The following is a 17884-nucleotide window of genomic DNA, read 5'->3' as shown; positions in this document are numbered from 1 at the left end:
TTCCCCCAGGGAATCCTACGATTATAACTACTCCTATATGGATAAATAAAGGGAATGTGAAAAATGAAGTATCAGAAGACAGTGGTTATCTATCTAATATAGTAGGTGTAACTAATGACTCCAGCCTAACAACAATATCTCTGTTTGACAACACCGAAACTGGAAACATTTGGGTAAAGGCAATTGTCGGAAATACCGAACTCACCGCAAATTCTACTATCCTTAGCTCCATCGAAGATGTGTACGGTGTTAAGTTGAACAACATGAACGAAGTCAAAACTTTTTCTAATGCTGGAAGTATAAGTGTATTTTCTAAAATAGGCAATATAATCAATAGCAAGAACGATGAAGAAATAAACGATACAGTAAGTAACAGTTTCATAGCAGGTACCTATATAAATGGCAATTTAAACTCCTTCTCTAATTCTGGCTCTATTAATGTTTCTGCTGTGATAGGTGATATAATAAATAGTGGAGAAGAGGGGGGAATAGATGGATTAGTTGGTAATATCGTTGCCGGCACTCATATAGAAGGCGATTCAAACTCCTTTTCCAATTCCGGCTCTATTAATGTTTCTGCTGTGATAGGTGATATAACAAACAGTGGAGAAAATGGGGGAATAAATGGAGAAGTTGGTAACATTGAAGTTGACGGATTTAGCGCTAACGGAAACGTTGGCTCCTTCTTCAATTCCGGCTCTATTAATGTTTCTGCTGTGATAGGTGATATAACAAATAGTGGAGACGATGGGGGAATAGCTTCACTGGGTAACGAATTTGTTGACGGATTTAGCGCTAACGGAAACGTTGGCTCCTTCTTCAATTCCGGCTCTATTAATGTTTCTGCTGTGATAGGTGATATAACAAATAGCGGAGAAGATGGTTTCGTAGGTTTTATCGGGAATTCCAATATACTTCTTAAATATACTACGATAATCCCTGGCATCTATGGTGTTTACATAGATGGCGATTCAAACTCCTTTTCCAATTCCGGCTCTATTAATGTTTCTGCTGTGATAGGTGATATAACAAATAGCGGAGATGGTGGGGATATGCGTCTAATAGGCAACAATGTTTTTTCCATTTATAAAAGTAGAGTTGTTCCTTTTATCTCCGGTGTTTATATAGGTGGCGATTCAAACTCCTTTTCCAATTCCGGCTCTATTAATGTTTCTGCTGTAATGGGCAACATAACAAACAATGGAGAAGACGGAGAAATAGATGGCGCTGGCAATTTTAACATTCTCGGCACCTATATAGGTGGCGATTCAAACTCCTTTTCCAATTCCGGCTCTATTAATGTTTCTGCTGTAATGGGCAACATAACAAACAATGGAGAAGACGGAGAAATATATACAAGCAATGATGGTATATATGGCGTCCGCACATACGATACGGGCTCATTCTCTAACCATGGAAACATTAAAGTTCTTTCTACGGTAGGTAATGTAATTAATAACGGGAAAAACGGAAGCATAGAAGCTATCGGCAATGGTTATGACTTTGGGTCACCCCCAACACCTGAAGACGGTATCTACGGCGTTTGCGTTAATGATGTTACTAATTCATTCTCCAATTCAGGCAGCATAGTTGTTTCTTCCAACATAGGTAATATAATCAATAATGGTGAAGACAGCGTGATAGAAGGCGTAGGCAATACTGGTATTTATGGTGTTTATATAGATGAAGATGCTAATTCCTTCTCCAACTCTGGAAGTATAAGTGTTTCTTCAAATATAGGTGATATAGTCAACAATGGTAAAAATAGCAAGATAGCTTTTATCGGCAACTCCAGCAACTACGGTGTTTACATAGGTGAAACCGCTAATTCCTTCTCCAACTCTGGAAGTATAAGTGTTTCTTCAAATATAGGTGATATAGTCAACAATGGCGAAGATAAGGATATAGGATATGTTGGGGATATGGACATTTATGGTGTTTATATAGATGGAAATGTCAATCTGTTTTCTAACTCAGGTTATATAAATGTAACATCCAGAATTGGGAAAACTAAAAATGCAACTACAATCCAACATAACATTTTTGGAGTAAGAATTAATCATAACTCATCTTCCAAATTCATAAACAGCGGAGTTATAAGCACTAATATAGTAGCAAAGGGAGAAAATGCCCTTATTGATAAAGTCGGTGGAGTGTATATAGACCCAAGCGATATATATCTTTACAATACCGGACTAATTTCTTTGTATGTTAACTCAGACTCACCATATGTCCAAAACGCAGCTGCTCTATATCTTGAAGACTCAGACATAACTCTAAACAGCCCTGGAGAGATAGTAGCAAACGGCAACAGCAAAGTTAGAGACATATACATCAATAACTCCAATGTGGTTATAGACAAGAACTTAGGACTTGGCTTTAACGGTGACCCATCAAAATGGAACAAACCCGTATATTTGTGCAACAACAGTAAGCTAAACTTAAACAGCGCTAAACTGCTGGCATATCTTGGAAGGGATGTATATATCGGAAAGCCATATTACATTATAGAAACAGACAGCACTTCTTCAGTAAGCGGTAAGTTCTCTTCTTTAGCATACGCTTCCTTAAATCCTGACTTCAGTGTCTCATGGTATGGAAATGATAGAAGCTCAAACGCTGCTGTTATGTTCAAGTATACTCCAAAAGGAAGCACTTCAGCTATGGGTATTCAGTCAGCCTATCTTATGTCTGCAATGAGCTTAGATTATTTCTCTGATTTTGTCATGAACAAAATCGTTATGCCGTATGAAGGACATAGATACTTAAGCCAGAATAGTAATGTTATGTTAGCTTCTTCTGGTATGATAAAAACAGACGGAGTCTATTCAACTCCTTTCTCTTCATACAATAACGGATTATTTGTTTTGCCATTTTACTCCAAAATGCATGCTAAAAGCTTAGGATATGACTCTGACATTGTAGGCCTTCAAGTAGGATACATAAGAAAGCTCAATAGTGCTTTTGATATAGGTACTTTCGTTGGATATGGTGATTCAGGTGTAGATTTTAAGGGTTCATACTCTATGGATAGTGAATCTCAAGATATATTCAATGTTGGTCTGTTTGGAACATACAATAAGGATAATTATTACTTGTCCTTATTCACAACATACAGCTATGTATCACATGCCTATCAAGGCAAAACAGGTCCTGATCTTGAAATGGATGAGAGCAGCGATTATCACTCTAAAGCTTACAATGTAAAAACCCTGGGCGGTTACTCCTTCGAGTTGAAAGACAATATAAGAATAACACCTATGATAGGATTAACCTACACTCATTGGCATACTCCTTCCCATTCTACAAAAGCAGATTACTCTAAATGGGACAAACATTACGAGAACTTTAGCAAGAACTTCTGGGTTGGAACAGCAAGAGTCAATCTAAGTAAAAAATGGCAACTGAAGGATTCCAATCTCATAGCTTTCCTTGGACTTGGTGTGGACAGATTCTTAAACAACAACGATATAGTAATAGGTCAGTCCATTCCTGGCATCAACACTCCAGTCGTTGATGTGAAAAAGAAGATGAATAGAACGATAGGCAGAGCAAATGTAGGATTAGATTTAGTAAAAGGCAATGCATCCTTTGAACTAACATTCAGCAGCGAATTCAATGGTGATTACAAGCTCTATACTGGCTATGCAAATCTTGGATGGAGATTTTAAAACAGAATAGAATTCAAGTTGATCTCTGAACCTTATTTAGGCGGTGTGTGATTGCTATACACCGCCTTTTTTGTTTGAGTGGGTTGGTTGTTTAGGTGTTGATTTTACAAACTATCTCTCTTGCCTTGCAGTTTTTCTCTTGCAAATTTATAAGATTTACTTGTATAATTTTTTAAACAAACCCTTAAGGAGAAACCCATGAAAACCCGTATCTTCAGAAACAAAAAACTCATAGACAGAGATAAAGAGATAAACTTCCTCCTTGACTGGTTCAATCAATTACCAGAGTTAATCCTTTGGGTTTATGGCCCAAAATCTTCAGGCAAAACAACACTCATTGAGTATGTTGTTGAAAAGGAGCTAATAAAGGACTTTAAACTGCTTCAAAACAGCAGATACTGGATAAAATACATCAACCTTAGAAGAACATTAGTAAGCTCATACGAGAGCTTTATAGAGAGCTTCTTTGAAGAGTCAGGCATAGAGAAGAAAACAGAAGAGCTAAACAGAATCTATGATTTATGGGTGTTCAAATTAGAAGCAAAAACATTAAAAGCAATCAAAGAGAGAAGGATAAATCTATTCAAAAAACTCATTGAAGAGTTAGGAAAGATAGACAAACAGAAAATAATAATAATCGACGAAATCCAAACACTTGAAGATATATACATAAACGGAGACAGAGAACTGCTCAAAGAGTTTCTAAACTTCTGTGTCTCTTTAACAAAAGAGACTCATCTCTCTCATGTTGTTATCCTAAGCTCAAATACTGTGTTTATAGATAGGATTTATAATGATGCAAAATTGAAGAAAACAAGTGAGTTTTTTAAGGTTGACCATTTAGATAAGAGTATAGTGGTTGAGTGGTTGAGTGGTGAAGGATTTAAAGAGAATGATATAGAGCTCATCTGGGATTATCTTGGTGGTTGTATTCCAGATATACAAAGAATGATGATGTTGAAAGACAAGTATAAAAGCATTAAAGAGTATTTAGAGCATAGGGCGTTTTTGGCATATACTGAGATGGTTATGATGTATCAGCAAAGTAAGTTTTCAAAAGAAGAGATAGAGATATTTGAGAATATCTGCAAAGAGATTTTAAACAATGGCTCATTTGTTCTTTCAAAAGACAGAGATTCAAAATACTTAGAAGTCATCTCCAAATGGGCAGAAAAAGAGATTCTCTTCTTTGACCCACTTACATTGGAAGTTAAGGGAAATAGCAGGATTTATGAGAAGGGGATGGAGAAGTTGGAATTGTGAATTCTAAATTATGAATTTTGGATTAAATTGAGCTTTGGGTTTTAGGTATTTTCTGCTTGAGTAAAGGATTTTGAAATCCGCTTTATACCAGAAGCCCTGCCGTTTTCGTCTATATCGATTACAACACCATCAAGTTTTAAGTTGGTTTTGCAAACCTTCAACCTTTTCGGGATAGCCTTTATAAATCTTTCAAGCGCTTCTTCATAACCAAAACCTAAAACTCCATCATGGCATCCCGTCATTCCGGTATCGCTAATATAAGCAGTTCCTTTGGGCAAAATCCTCTCATCTGCCGTCTGAACATGCGTATGCGTGCCGACGATCGCAGATACCTTGCCATCCAGAAACCATCCTATAGCCTGTTTTTCACTTGTTGCTTCTGCATGAAAATCGACAAACTTTATCTTAACATCTTTGTATCTATCAATAAGTTCACCTAAAACAGCAAAAGGGCTATCGACAGGATTCATAAAAATCCTGCCGATAGCGTTTATCACCATCACATCAACACCCTTCACATTCAACAACCTAAAGCCGCATCCTGGTGCCTCCGAAGGCATATTTACTGGTCTTAAAATCTTCTCAGCATCGTCTATCCATGAAAATATCTCTTCCTTATCCCATACATGATTGCCTGTTGTCAAAACATCGACATATTTAGACAAGTCGTCATAAATTTTTTTTGTTATGCCAAAACCGTCTGCCGCATTCTCAACATTAGCAATTACAACATCAGGTTCATACTCCCTTTTTAGTTCATCTATTAAGCTCTTGAAGGTGTTTCTTCCCGGCTTGCCAACTATATCACCTACAAACAAAATCCTAATTTGCATACTCAATTGCCCTGTTCTCCCTTATAACAACAACCTTAACCTGGCCTGTGTATGTTATCTTATCTGCTATATCCTTTGCTATATCTCTTGCGAGCATAAAGCTCTCATTGTCATCAAGCATGGTTGGTTCAACAATAACCCTTAGTTCCCTTCCTGCTTGAATTGCGTATGCTTCCTTTACACCATCCTTCGTCTTAGCGATATTCTCAAGCTCTTCAAGTCTCTGTATGTAGCTTTCAAGTCTCTCTCTTCTTGCTCCCGGTCTTGCAGCAGACAGCGTATCAGCTATGGCAACAAGCACACTTTCTGGACAGTTAGGCTCTATCTCTCCATGATGCGACATAATAGCATTAACAACATATTCGTTTTCCCCATATTTCTTTGCAAGGTCTGCACCAACCTTTGTATGAGAACCTTCAACCTCTTGGTCTACAGCTTTGCCAATATCATGCAATAAACCCGCTCTTTTTGCCAATTTTACATTCAAGCCCAACTCTGCTGCCATAAGGCCACTTAAATAGGCAACTTCAACAGAATGAGCAAGAACATTCTGGGTATAGCTCGTTCTATACTTTAAAAGACCTAAATACTTGATAAGTTCAGGATGTAAATCACCTATATCAAGGTCAAACACAACCTTCTTGGCTTCTTCAGCCGCTTCTTGGTATAGCTCCTGCCTTACCTTCTCAACCGTTTCTTCAATCCTTGCTGGATGAATCCTTCCATCGCTCACCAGTCTTTCAAGGGCAATTTTTGCTATCTCCCTTCTCAATGGATTAAAGCTTGATATAACAACAACTTCTGGCGTATCGTCGATAATTAAGTCTGTTCCTGTCTCTTTTTCGAAAGATCTTATATTTCTCCCCTCTCTTCCTATAATTCTACCCTTCATCTCGTCGTTTGGCAGTGTAACAGTTGCAACTGTTCTTTCAGCCACATAACTACTTGCTATCTTCTCCATTGAAGTAATCAAAACATCTTGAGAGAGGCGCTTGGCTTCGTTTCTTAATTCTTCTTCTATTTTTTTTATCTTCGTTGCTGCTTCTCGTTTTGCTTCATCTTCGATGCTTTCAACTAATTTCTGTTTAGCTTCTTCTTTTGTCATCCCGCTAATCTCTTCCAACTTCTCTTGCTGCTGTTTAAGTATCTCATCTACTTCTTGCATTTTCTCTTCAAGCTGTTTTTCTATAGCATTTATATCCTCTTGTTTTTTGTTAACAAGCTCTATCTTTTCATCCAAATAAGCCTGTCTCTTTTCAAGATTACTTTCCTTAGCTTGAAGCCTTTTCTCCCATTTTTGAAGTTCCTTTTTTATCTCTCTCTCTTCTGCTTCTATCTCGTTTCTTGCCTTAATCAAATACTCTTTTGCTTCAATTTGGGCAGCCTTGATAATGTTTTCCTTCTCCTTTTCGGCATCCTGGATAATATCTTCTGCCTTCTTCTTCGCATACTCCTTCTTCTTTACAGCAAACTGATAATAGCCAAAGATACCCAGCATAACACCGACTATCAAAGCCAAAACTATCACAAGTATTATCTCTGCGGTTCCCATCGTCTCATCTCCTTAACTTACAAAAAATTTTTCTTCTCTCGGTAATCAGCACATCAACCGGAATGTCGCCTTCTGAGTGCGCAATCTCTTTGACAACACAGCAATCAAAAGCAACTCCAACCTTTAAACCCTTAAAATCCTTAAGAAACCTATCATAGAACCCTAAACCATAGCCAAGCCTGTAGCCTCTCTCATCAAAACCCACACCCGGAACAATAACGCTCTCAAGCTGCTTCCTATAAACAGCCCTTCTGTTGAATCTTGGTTCTTTAATGCCCTTGAAAGACTTAACAAGAACACCCTTAAAAAATCTCATCCGCGCCTTTTCAACGCTATAGACTTTTGGAAAGTATAAAAAATTTTCAGAAAATAAAAGATTCGGGTTAGGCTCGTTGCGGTAAGGAGAGTAAGAAGCAACTCTCCTTTTTCTTTTTAATAACTCAAAAACCTTTCTGCTTATTACTATACTTTTATGGTTTACAAACGATCTATTTAAAGCTCCTCTTCTTTTAAGGAGCTGATTTCTCTGTTTATTTTTCAAAGCCTATCCTCAGGCGTATTGCCAATAAATTTATTTAAATAGCCCCAGGGCACCGTGTGCGATCTTCTTCCTAGAACCTAACAACGATAGGTGGGAGCGTCGCAGGTGCAGGTGGTATGTCCTTCTTGCGAAGGCTTGCCCGCCTAACACCTGAAGCCGGCTCCCCATTGTTAGGTGTTGGCTCTAAGGAAAAAAGTCCATCACGCATGCCCCAGGGCTAACATTGCCCTTTTATGGGCCTGGAATGTAAAGGTGTCCGTAAGGTCTTGTCGATTTCGGGACGACCTTTACAAACTCTTCTTCCATAACTCTATTATAATCAATTTTGAAAAGATTGCAAAATTCTTTAACTTCTTCTTCAATTTTATTAAATTCCTCTTTAGTTGGTTCAACCATTACAGCTTCTTTCCACAGAAGATGCTCAGGCACTTTGCCTCTTATAAATATTTTACCGCCGTGCATACCTGTTGCAAGATAAACACCGGTTATGGGTTTATCTTCCTTTTTGGTTAAACCAAGAAGAATCAGTGTTCCACCCGCCATATATTCGCCCATAAAGGCACCAGAGCATCCACCTATAACAACCGTCGGGTTCATCTCCTTGTATGCCTTCATGTGAATACAGGCCCTATATCCAACATCTTTCTCTATAAACACCTTACCGCCACGCATACTGTATGCCACAACATCACCAGCATTGCCATAAATCACTATCTTACCGCCATTCATTGTATTGCCAACACCGTCTTGAGCATCATCATTAACAATAATCGTAGGCCCATTCATAAAGGCACCCAAATCATTGCCAGGCACACCATTTATCGTTATCTTCACATCCTTATCGTTTAAACCACAACCTATGTAATACTGGCCACAAACATTATGCAAAACAATGTCTCTATTGTGGTTTCTTATCGCTTCCCTTATCTGCTCGTTTAAATCTTTATAATAAACACCTTTTGCATCTATCTCATACATAGCTTCTCTCCTTTGTGCCATAAACCTTCTGATAAGCTTCATCGCTCAGCATAGCTATCACTGGTTCGCCAGCCTTTGGCATGTATATCTCGTCCAAATCGTCTGCTATGAACCTTATTGCCGACTCTTCACTCGCCATATAAACATTTGAGCCTTTCTTTGCCACAACAAGCGGCCTTAGCTTTATCCTATCGTTTAGACCAAACATACCGCCTCTAAATCCAACTATTATTGAAAATGGTCCATTAAGCATCGCACCGCCATAAACCGCTCTTAAAGCTGTATAGAGCTCTTTATCCTTCTCATCCATTATCTCTATCTCGCTCCACAACGGTGGAGCAAATATCTTGGCAACAGTATGCAAAGACAAACCATGTTTTCTTATCAATAAATCCAAAAGGTATGCGACAACTTCCGTATCTGTTTTTTGAGTACATTTATAGCCGAACATCTCAAGATAGCGTTTGTTTGCACCATAGGATGATATCTCGCCATTATGCACAACACTCCATCCAAGTAATGAAAACGGATGAGCACCACCCCACCATCCGGGCGTGTTTGTTGGGAATCTGTTATGAGCAGTCCAACAAAACGCTTTATACTCATCAACCCTAAAGAAGTTTGCTATCTCGTCGGGAAAACCAACGCCCTTAAAAACACCCATATTCTTGCCGCTTGATATAACAAATGCACCGTCTATATTCTCGTTTATAAACATAACAAGCTTAAATATAAACTCATCTGTCTCTTCAAGCCTAAACTCTTCACTCTCTCCCTTGGTGCTCTGTTCTCGTGGTTGAACAAAATAGACAAAGAATATCGGTCTTTTTTTCTTTATCGGCCTTGTAGGAAGACCGCCATGCTGCTCTATATGAACCTTTCTCTCAAGATACTCTTCTGTTTTCTTTCTTGCATACTCATCGTCATACATAATGTGTAAAGCGTAAAAATCCTTAAAATCGGGATAAATTCCGTATGCTGCATAACCAGCACCAAGTCCGTTTCCCCTATCTCTCATTAGCGTAATAGCATCAACTATATCAGTCCCTGAGATACGCTCACCATCAGTATTTATAAATCCAGCTATACCACAACCCGATATATCCTTAACAAGCTCCATCTCAACCACCCTATTTTATTTTTCTATCCAGCCTTAAAACCCTAAAGGCTTTATTAAAATACTTCCATCCAAAGTCACTATTTAGGAATGTATCCTTCATCCAAGACACATCCAACTTATTCTGTATCATCCAGTTAAACATTCCCGCCTTCTCTATATTTCCAACAAGAATCATACCCTTTAGCCTGTTATCGTCATCTATCAAAAACTTTCTATATTCTCCATCCTTTTTAATCTTCAAAACTTCAAGCTCATCTGAATCAATGATACCCATAGAGATAAAACTGACTTTTCCTATGGTGATTGAGTTCATAGCAAATCCACCCTTATACTTCACATCGCTGCCGAGAATATTTAGGCCTGCAACTCTACCCTGCCTTGCCGCTAAAGGCAGAATAGGTATAGGCCTTTTTACCCCCAAAACCATATCGTATGCTTCTGCAACATCACCGGCTGCAAATATGTTCTCATCGGATGTCTGCATAAAATCGTTTACAACGATACCTTTATTAACTTCTAATTGGGCATCCTTTGCCATATCCATATTAGGTGCAACACCAACAGCAACAACAACACCGTCTGTCTTTATCTTCTTACCGCTTTTTAACTCAACTTCTTTAACTCTTTTATCGCCTAAGATAGCACTTACAGAGTCGTTTAGCACAAGCTCAACACCTAATGATTTAAGCTCTTTATGAATGTAATCAGCGGCCGTATCATCTAAAACGGGATACAAAACCCGTCTCATCAACTCAACAAGCGTAACCTTTATGCCCTTCTTAGCAAGCTTCTCAGCAGTTTTGCTTCCTATAAGTCCACCACCAATGACAACGCACTGCTTTATATTCTTCAAATCTTTTCTCAACTCGTCTGCGGCTTTTATATTCGTAAGCGTATGGACACCTTCAAGTTCAAGCCCTTCCATAGGTGGTTTTATAGGCCTTCCACCACAGGCTATAAGCAGCTTATCATACTCTATCTTCTCACCACTCTCCAAAGCCACCTGCTTCTGCTGTGGCAAAATTTTTACAACCCTTTTACCCAGCAGCGTATCAACTTTGTTCTTCTCGTAAAAATCCTTTTTTCTGTAATAGAATCTCTCTTCAGACCTGCTTACTTCTCCTATAACAAGATTGGGCAACAAAGGATGGGAGTAAGCCCTATAATTCTCATCTGATATAACTGTAATCTTTGAAATCTTATCCTTCTCTCTTATAGCTTCTATAGCGTTTATAGCTGCTACAGAGTTTCCCACTATTACAACTCTCATATCCTTCCCCTTACAGTTCTTCGAAAGTTAAAGCTTCATTTGGACATGCTTCAACGCAGGCCGGAATCTCCCTATCTGGACACAAATCACACTTCGTTGACAGACCCCAGACTTCCCTGCGTGTATCCCTTTTTATAACACCGTAAGGACACGCCATTATACACATCCAACAACCAACGCATGTATCCGGATTAACAACAACATAGCCACGCTCATCTCTGTGCATAGAACCATTTTGACAGGCTTCCATACACGGTGCATCATCACAGTGTCTGCACATTACACTCAAAGAGACTGGATAGTTAAACTCAACGCTGCAGCGAGCTATAGGACGCTCTTCTCTTTTGAATGCCTTTATTATGTCCTTTGATTGAGAGTGTTCAACAATGCAGGCAACTTCACACAAATGACAGTAAACACAATTATCTTCCTTTATCTTTACCACTTTCATCGATACCTTCTCCTTACTCTCCAGCTGGCAGGATGCCAAGTATTTCTAATTCTTTCTCGTTAAGACCAACGCCGCGAAGATTGAGTCTGTTGCCTCTTAGGGACTCTATTGAATTTATACCCATAGCACCCATTGTCTCTTTTATCTCAAGTGCCCACACTTCAAGCAGATTTATAAGCCTTTTACTTGCAATGTCTGGATTAACCCTTTTTGAGAGATGCGGGTCTTGGGTTGAGATTCCCCATGCACATTTACCGGTATGACACTGCTGACACATTGTGCAACCTATGGCAATCAAAGCCGCCGTTCCTATGTAAACGGCATCTGCACCCAAAGCTATCGCCTTTACCACATCCATCGAGTTTCTTATACCGCCACTTGCAACAATAGAGACATCCTGTCTGATGCCTTCTGAACGCAGCCTTTCATCAACAACAGCCAAAGCAATCTCAAGTGGTAAACCGATATTATCTCTGATAACCTGTGGTGATGCACCTGTTCCGCCTTTGAATCCATCAATTACAATTATATCTGCACCTGCCCTTGCTATACCACTTGCAATTGCTGCAACATTGTGAACAGCCGCAATCTTTACAGCAACTGGTTTTTTGTATTCTGTTGCTTCTTTTAAAGCAAATATGAGCTGTCTTAAATCTTCGATTGAATAGACATCATGATGTGGAGCAGGAGACAAAGCATCAGAGCCTTTAGGCATCATTCTTGTCTCAGAAATCGTTTCAGAAACCTTTTCGCCCGGCAGATGACCACCGATGCCCGGCTTTGCACCCTGACCTATTTTAATCTCTATGGCACTTCCAACATCCAAATAATCCTTATGAACACCAAACCTTCCAGAAGCAACCTGAACAATTATATTCCCTTTGAATTTGTAATGGTCTTTATTCAAACCACCTTCTCCAGAGTTATAGTATGTGCCCATGTATTTTGCTGCCCTTCCCAATGCTTCAATAACATTATAACTCAAAGCGCCATAGCTCATTGCGGCAAACATAATAGGCACTTCAAGTTCAAGCTGTGGAGCAAGGCGAGTTTTCAATCCATCATCACTAACTTCTATTTTAGCGGGTTTTCTTCCCAAGAATGTCTTTAACTCCATCGGTTCCCTTAAAGGGTCTATCGAAGGGTTTGTAACCTGAGAAGCATTAAGAAGCATGTGGTCCCAGTAAATAGGATATGGCTTATCGTTTCCCATAGAAACGACTGGTGTTCCACCAAATATGGCTCTTTTCTTCAACCCATCTATATGCGTGTTCCAGTTGTGATTATACCTATATGTGGGAGCAGACCTTTTAATCGTTATAGCTTCTGTAGGACATATCGCAGCACATCTATTACATCCAACACACTTAGCATTCCAGTTCCACACCCTGTCTTCATCTTCATCGTAAAATGTTGCCCCAAATGAACACTGTTCAACGCATGCTTTACATCTAATACATCTATAATCATCCCTTTCTACTATAAAAGAAGGTGGAACATACTCTTTTAAGTTCTTCATCCATTTCACTTTGTCTGCCTCCTTAAAAAACTTTGGAAACAAATAATATAAAATTGTAAAATTTTTGTCAATTATCACACATTTATGAGAAAAACAGATATGTTAAGAGAAATTTAATAAAGAGAGTATATTACAGCTTCTTCCTTGCAGTTAGGAAATAGCGGACAATTTATGCAATCTTCCCAAATTTTGTTTGACGGCAACTCTTTTTTATCTATTGGCTTAAAGCCTAATTTTAGAAAAAACTCCTTCTTAAATGTCAAAGCAAAAACATTCTTAACACCTAATCTCTTGGCCTCTTCTATGCAGGCACTAACAAGCATCTTACCTATACCCATGTTCTGATAATTCTCATCTATTGCTATACTCCTTATTTCAGCAAGATGTGGATAAAAAATTCTTAAACTGCTTATACCTATAACATTTCCATTCCCCTTAGCGCATTGAAACTCCCTTATTCTTTCTGCTATGTTTTCTTTACTCCTTGCAAGTATATCACCTTTTTTGGCAAAATATGAAACAAGCTTATAAATATCGTCAACATCGTTTAAGGTGGGCTTAACTATATTTATATCTGACATCTATTGAACCCTTATGGGCAAATAGGCCTTCTATCTCTGCAAATTCAGAAGCACATTTTGCAACCTTAAGAAAACCCTTTTTACTGAAGTGCAACAGACTGCTCTTCTTCATGAATGTTTCGCATGACAACGGCGAGAAGAAGCGAGCCGTTTGGGAAGTGGGAAGCGTATGATTAGGGCCTGCAACATAATCACCGATAGGCTCTGGTGTAAACTCTCCTACGAATATCGCACCTGCATTCCTTATACGATTTATGAACAGATAAGGCTCTTCAAGCTGAATCTCAAGATGTTCAGGTGCAACTAAATCAACTAGTTCAGCTGCAAGCTCAATATCTTCAACAAAAGCAAAAAATGCATTCTTTGCCGACTCTTTGGTTATATCTGCCCTTGGATTATCTTCTGAAAGCTCAAAAAACCTTCTTTCAACTTCAAGTGTTAGTTTCTCATTTAACCCAACAAAGAAACAGCCAGCCATCTCGTCGTGCTCAGCCTGAGACAACAAGTCTTTCGCTATATACTCAACATTTGCACTTTCATCAGCAACAACCATCACTTCTGATGGGCCTGCTATCGAGTCTATACCAACATCACCGAACACAAGCTTTTTGGCAATGGCAACATAGATATTGCCCGGGCCTGCAACAACATCAACCTTCTCTATAGTCTCAGTTGAGTATGCAAAAGCAGCTATAGCCTGAGCACCACCAACTTTATAAACCTTCTCTATGCCATAAAGGTCTGCAATATAAAGCACATAGGGATTGGCTTCTCCGCCCTTTGATGGTGTTGCAATCTGAATATTTTTAACACCTGCAACAACTGCAGGTATAATCGTCATCAAAGCCGTCGAAGGATAGGCAGCCTTACCGCCCGGTATATACAAACCAGCAGAACTTACAGGTGTAACCCTATTGCCCAAAATAACACCATCTTCTTCAACAAACGAAGACTTAGGCAAAAAAGCCCTGTGGAACTTCTCAATTCTTTCTGCTGCGCACTTGATTATCTCTTTATGTTCATCAGGTATAAAATTTTTGGCTTCTTCTATCTCTCTCTGCTTTACAATGATACTCTCTTTGTTTGCATCAAAACCATCAAACCGCCTCGTATATTCAAAAAGAGCACTATCGCCTTTATTTTTCACATCTTCGATTATTCTTTTAACGGTATCTTCAAACTTTGCAAAGTCAAGCCTTCTGCTTTTTAAAAAGTCGGCTATACCATTTATATCTTCTCTATTTTTTATTTTAATCAAATTAGCCTCCTCAAAATCTCAAAGGCTATCTCTTCTTTTGAAGCCTTGTTTATCTTCTCCCGCTTTCCATTTGCATAAATCAAAATAACTTCATTATCATCACTGCCAAAAGCTATATCACTCCTTGAAACATCGTTTGCCACTATAAACTCAAGCCCTTTTTTCTCTATCTTTTTCTTAGCATTCTCAATCAAATCATTCGTCTCTGCGGCAAATCCCACAATTATTAGATTCTTATCATTCTCTTTGGCAAACCTGTTAATCTCAGCCGTTATATCTGGATTCTCATCAAGCACTAAAACAAACTCACTGCCACTCTTCTTTATTTTGCTCTCTTTATACTCCTTTGGCTTAAAATCGGCAACAGCTGCAGCCATTATAAGGATTATCTCACCTTCTGCTTTTGATATCTCCCTTTTTAAAGCATCGAGCATATCGGTTGCCCTTTCAACATCAATCCTTTTTACGCCGTAGGGTTCTCTCAAACAGACAGGCCCTGTAATAAGCGTCGTATCTGCGCCCATAAACTTTGCCATCTTAGCCAAAGCAAAACCCATCTTGCCGCTTGACCTGTTTGTTATATACCTTACAGGGTCTATAGGCTCAGCCGTTGGGCCTGCAGTAATAATCACTTTTCTGCCTTCGAAATGTTTAAAATAGAGCGAAGATTCAATAACATCAACTATATCTTCACATAAAGCTATATGTCCAACGCCCTTTGTATTGCATGCAAGCTCACCATCAATCGGCTCAACAATGACAAAACCGTTCTCCTTAAGGATTTCAAGATTCTTCTGAACAATTGGGTTTAGATACATATCTGTATTCATTGCAGGCGCTATGATTTTATGAGCCTTTGTCGTAAGGGCAATTATGCTGACAGGGTCATCTGCAAAACCATAAGACATTTTAGCGATAATATTAGCAGTTGCAGGAACAACAACAAACACATCAGCCCACTTTGCTAAAGCAACATGCGTAATGTTTGTATCGTCGCTTTCAATCTCTTCCATAACATCTGTATAAACTTCGGCATTCGTCAAAGCTTCAAAAACAACAGGTGAAATCATCTCTTGAGCTTCTTCTGTCATTGCAACCCTTACAGCATATCCCCTTTTCTTCAAGATGCTTAACACTTCCAAAGCCTTGTATATGGCTATACTCGCAGTTACACCCAAAACAACATTAGCTTTAGCCATCGTCTATCTCCAGATATCTTAAAACTTTTTTTAAATCTTCCCTTGTATCAACACCTATCAAAAACTTATCCGTCATACAGGTTTTTATCCTAATGCCATTTTGAAGTGCCCTTAGCTGCTCAAGTCCTTCAGCAAGCTCAAGCGAAGAAGGAGTCAAAGAGCTCAACTTCATCAAAGCATCAAACGAGTAAGCGTATATACCAACATGCTTCAAATACCCATCAAACGGATTTCTGTTAAACGGTATTCTGCTGCGCGAAAAGTAAAGTGCATATCCATCATTATCAACAACAACCTTTACAACACTCTTATCATCAAGCTCTTCTTCTTTTGCCTTAGATACAAGTGTCGCCATCTCTGAGTTGCTATCCATGATACACTCTATAAGCCTATCAACAGTATCTGCATCAATCAACGGTTCATCAGCCTGCATATTCACAATATAATCAAACCTGTTATTCTTGACAAAAGCAGCTATTCTATCCGTGCCACTGTTAAAATTGCCCTTTACTTCAAACACACTGCCACCGAATGAGTTGACTTCATCAACAACGCGCCTATCATCAGTCAAAACAGCCACAAAATCGGCATATTTAGACTCTCTAACCGCTTCATACACCATTCTAACCATCGTCTTTGAGCCAATCCTTGCAAGCACCTTTCCTTCAAACCTGCTTGATGAATATCGTGCAGGTATCAAGATAGCAACACTCATAGCGCTTCTTTTAGCTCATTCAAACTAACGGTTGCCGTTCCCATTTTACCAACAACGACACCAGCTGCAGCATTAGATATCTTCACAGCATCCTTTATATCAAAACCGGCAGATACAGAAGCTGTCAAAGTCGCTATAACAGTATCTCCAGCACCTGTCACATCATATACATCCTTAGCTTTTGATGGCTGATACATGATAAGCCCGCTTTTATCAAACAAGCTCATACCCTTCTCGCCCTGAGTTATAAGCAGATACTCACAGTTTGTCTTTTTTATTATCTTCTTTGCTGCAAGCTCAATGCCATTTACAAAAGCATCTATCTCAACGCCACTTATCTCTTCTGCTTCTTTTAAATTTGGTGTTATTATGTTGACATTCTTATAGGCATAGGCGTTTTTAATCTTAGGGTCAACAGCAACAAAAACACCCAACTCAACAATAGATTTAATCAGATACTCACTAACAACGCCCTTTCCGTAATCAGAGACAATAACAGCATTAACGCCGCTCTCTTTAACCATCCGTGCTATCTCAAAGGCAACCTTCTTATCTATCTTTAAAATCTTCTCTCTATCGAACCTAACAATCTGTTGAGACTGAGCTATAACTCGAGTCTTAAGCGTTGTCGGTCTATCATCAAGCACAAGCACACCGTTGGTCTCTATGCCGCTCTCCCTAATCATATTCAACAGACGCTTACCGCATGTGTCATTACCTATAACACCAAACAGCCTAACAGTCGCACCAAGACTCTTAAGATTCAAGGCAACATTTGATGCACCACCCAAAAAGTAGCTCTCTTTTTCAACCCTAACAACCGGCACAGGTGCTTCGGGAGATATCCTTTCAACCTTGCCAAAAACATACTTATCACAGATTAAATCACCAACAACGGCAACTCTTGCTTCTTTCAGTCTTGATACATCCACA

General features: G+C 39.0%; 15 protein-coding genes and 1 other RNA gene. 2 read left to right on the top strand and 14 right to left on the bottom strand.

Annotation, left to right across the window (positions count from 1 at the left end):
- The first annotated feature begins 56 nt into the window (after window positions 1-56).
- Together G415_RS0100450 and G415_RS0100445 are read left to right on the top strand one after the other, a co-directional pair.
- Entirely contained in the window at window positions 57-3671 is a 3615-nt protein-coding gene (locus tag G415_RS0100450) for an autotransporter domain-containing protein (RefSeq protein ID WP_162138525.1), read from the top strand.
- Window positions 3672-3869: 198 nt separating this feature from the next.
- Window positions 3870-4934 carry an ATP-binding protein gene (locus tag G415_RS0100445; protein WP_022669604.1) on the top strand — a complete coding sequence of 355 codons (1065 nt, stop codon included), beginning with the start codon at window positions 3870-3872 and terminating at the stop codon, window positions 4932-4934.
- A 41-nt stretch (window positions 4935-4975) separates the two neighbouring features.
- Here the strand turns inward: G415_RS0100445 and G415_RS0100440 are convergent, their stop codons facing one another.
- From G415_RS0100440 to rfaE1, 14 genes are all read right to left on the bottom strand, one after another.
- Entirely contained in the window at window positions 4976-5761 is a 786-nt protein-coding gene (locus G415_RS0100440; RefSeq protein ID WP_026939482.1) for a TIGR00282 family metallophosphoesterase, read from the bottom strand.
- Entirely contained in the window at window positions 5757-7319 is a 1563-nt protein-coding gene (gene rny, locus G415_RS0100435; protein ID WP_022669602.1) for a ribonuclease Y, read from the bottom strand. The genes G415_RS0100440 and rny overlap by 5 nt, the downstream gene beginning before the upstream one ends.
- Window positions 7320-7323: 4 nt before the next feature.
- Window positions 7324-7860 (bottom strand): 5-formyltetrahydrofolate cyclo-ligase, encoded by a 537-nt coding sequence (locus tag G415_RS10545; protein WP_022669601.1) that lies wholly within the window; start codon window positions 7858-7860, stop codon window positions 7324-7326.
- A 37-nt stretch (window positions 7861-7897) separates the two neighbouring features.
- Window positions 7898-8081: non-coding RNA, 6S RNA (ssrS, locus tag G415_RS10920), on the bottom strand.
- A 10-nt stretch (window positions 8082-8091) separates the two neighbouring features.
- On the bottom strand, window positions 8092-8838 hold the full coding sequence (locus G415_RS0100425) for a GltB/FmdC/FwdC-like GXGXG domain-containing protein (protein WP_022669600.1): 747 nt from the start codon (window positions 8836-8838) through the stop codon (window positions 8092-8094).
- A complete protein-coding gene (locus tag G415_RS09280; protein WP_022669599.1) occupies window positions 8831-9958 on the bottom strand; it encodes a class II glutamine amidotransferase in 1128 nt (375 codons plus the stop codon). Before G415_RS09280 ends, G415_RS0100425 begins: the two co-directional genes overlap by 8 nt.
- Before the next feature lie 10 nt (window positions 9959-9968).
- Window positions 9969-11228, bottom strand: a complete 1260-nt coding sequence (locus tag G415_RS0100415) for an NAD(P)/FAD-dependent oxidoreductase (protein WP_022669598.1) — start codon at window positions 11226-11228, stop codon at window positions 9969-9971.
- A 10-nt stretch (window positions 11229-11238) separates the two neighbouring features.
- Window positions 11239-11679, bottom strand: a complete 441-nt coding sequence (locus G415_RS0100410) for a 4Fe-4S dicluster domain-containing protein (RefSeq protein WP_022669597.1) — start codon at window positions 11677-11679, stop codon at window positions 11239-11241.
- Window positions 11680-11692: 13 nt separating this feature from the next.
- Complete coding sequence (locus tag G415_RS0100405) at window positions 11693-13198, bottom strand: glutamate synthase-related protein (protein WP_026939481.1); 1506 nt, start codon at window positions 13196-13198, stop codon at window positions 11693-11695.
- Window positions 13199-13311: 113 nt separating this feature from the next.
- Window positions 13312-13779: an N-acetyltransferase gene (locus G415_RS0100400; protein ID WP_022669595.1), complete on the bottom strand. Its 468-nt coding sequence runs from the start codon at window positions 13777-13779 to the stop codon at window positions 13312-13314.
- Window positions 13757-15037 (bottom strand): histidinol dehydrogenase, encoded by a 1281-nt coding sequence (hisD, locus tag G415_RS0100395; protein WP_022669594.1) that lies wholly within the window; start codon window positions 15035-15037, stop codon window positions 13757-13759. Before hisD ends, G415_RS0100400 begins: the two co-directional genes overlap by 23 nt.
- Window positions 15034-16236 carry a bifunctional phosphopantothenoylcysteine decarboxylase/phosphopantothenate--cysteine ligase CoaBC gene (gene coaBC / locus G415_RS0100390; RefSeq protein ID WP_022669593.1) on the bottom strand — a complete coding sequence of 401 codons (1203 nt, stop codon included), beginning with the start codon at window positions 16234-16236 and terminating at the stop codon, window positions 15034-15036. Before coaBC ends, hisD begins: the two co-directional genes overlap by 4 nt.
- On the bottom strand, window positions 16229-16951 hold the full coding sequence (gene kdsB, locus G415_RS0100385) for a 3-deoxy-manno-octulosonate cytidylyltransferase (RefSeq protein WP_022669592.1): 723 nt from the start codon (window positions 16949-16951) through the stop codon (window positions 16229-16231). The genes coaBC and kdsB overlap by 8 nt, the downstream gene beginning before the upstream one ends.
- Window positions 16948-17883, bottom strand: a complete 936-nt coding sequence (gene rfaE1, locus G415_RS10435) for a D-glycero-beta-D-manno-heptose-7-phosphate kinase (protein WP_026939480.1) — start codon at window positions 17881-17883, stop codon at window positions 16948-16950. The genes kdsB and rfaE1 overlap by 4 nt, the downstream gene beginning before the upstream one ends.
- Between the last annotated feature and the right edge of the window lies 1 nt (window position 17884).

It is taken from the genome of Hippea alviniae EP5-r (genome assembly GCF_000420385.1).
GTDB classification, from domain to species: Bacteria; Campylobacterota_A; Desulfurellia; order Desulfurellales; family Hippeaceae; genus Hippea; species Hippea alviniae.
The sequence above is the reverse complement of the archived record's forward strand: the minus strand, read 5'-3'. Positions and strand labels throughout refer to the sequence as shown.

Bases quoted from the DNA above. Each gene is read 5' to 3' on its own strand.
- G415_RS0100445 (WP_022669604.1), top strand. From the start codon at position 3,870: ATGAAAACCCGTATCTTCAGAAACAAAAAACTCATAGACAGAGATAAA.
- rny (WP_022669602.1), bottom strand. From the start codon at position 7,319: ATGGGAACCGCAGAGATAATACTTGTGATAGTTTTGGCTTTGATAGTC.
- G415_RS0100425 (WP_022669600.1), bottom strand. From the start codon at position 8,838: ATGTATGAGATAGATGCAAAAGGTGTTTATTATAAAGATTTAAACGAG.
- G415_RS09280 (WP_022669599.1), bottom strand. From the start codon at position 9,958: ATGGAGCTTGTTAAGGATATATCGGGTTGTGGTATAGCTGGATTTATA.
- G415_RS0100415 (WP_022669598.1), bottom strand. From the start codon at position 11,228: ATGAGAGTTGTAATAGTGGGAAACTCTGTAGCAGCTATAAACGCTATA.
- G415_RS0100410 (WP_022669597.1), bottom strand. From the start codon at position 11,679: ATGAAAGTGGTAAAGATAAAGGAAGATAATTGTGTTTACTGTCATTTG.
- G415_RS0100405 (WP_026939481.1), bottom strand. From the start codon at position 13,198: ATGAAGAACTTAAAAGAGTATGTTCCACCTTCTTTTATAGTAGAAAGG.
- G415_RS0100400 (WP_022669595.1), bottom strand. From the start codon at position 13,779: ATGTCAGATATAAATATAGTTAAGCCCACCTTAAACGATGTTGACGAT.
- coaBC (WP_022669593.1), bottom strand. From the start codon at position 16,236: ATGGCTAAAGCTAATGTTGTTTTGGGTGTAACTGCGAGTATAGCCATA.
- kdsB (WP_022669592.1), bottom strand. From the start codon at position 16,951: ATGAGTGTTGCTATCTTGATACCTGCACGATATTCATCAAGCAGGTTT.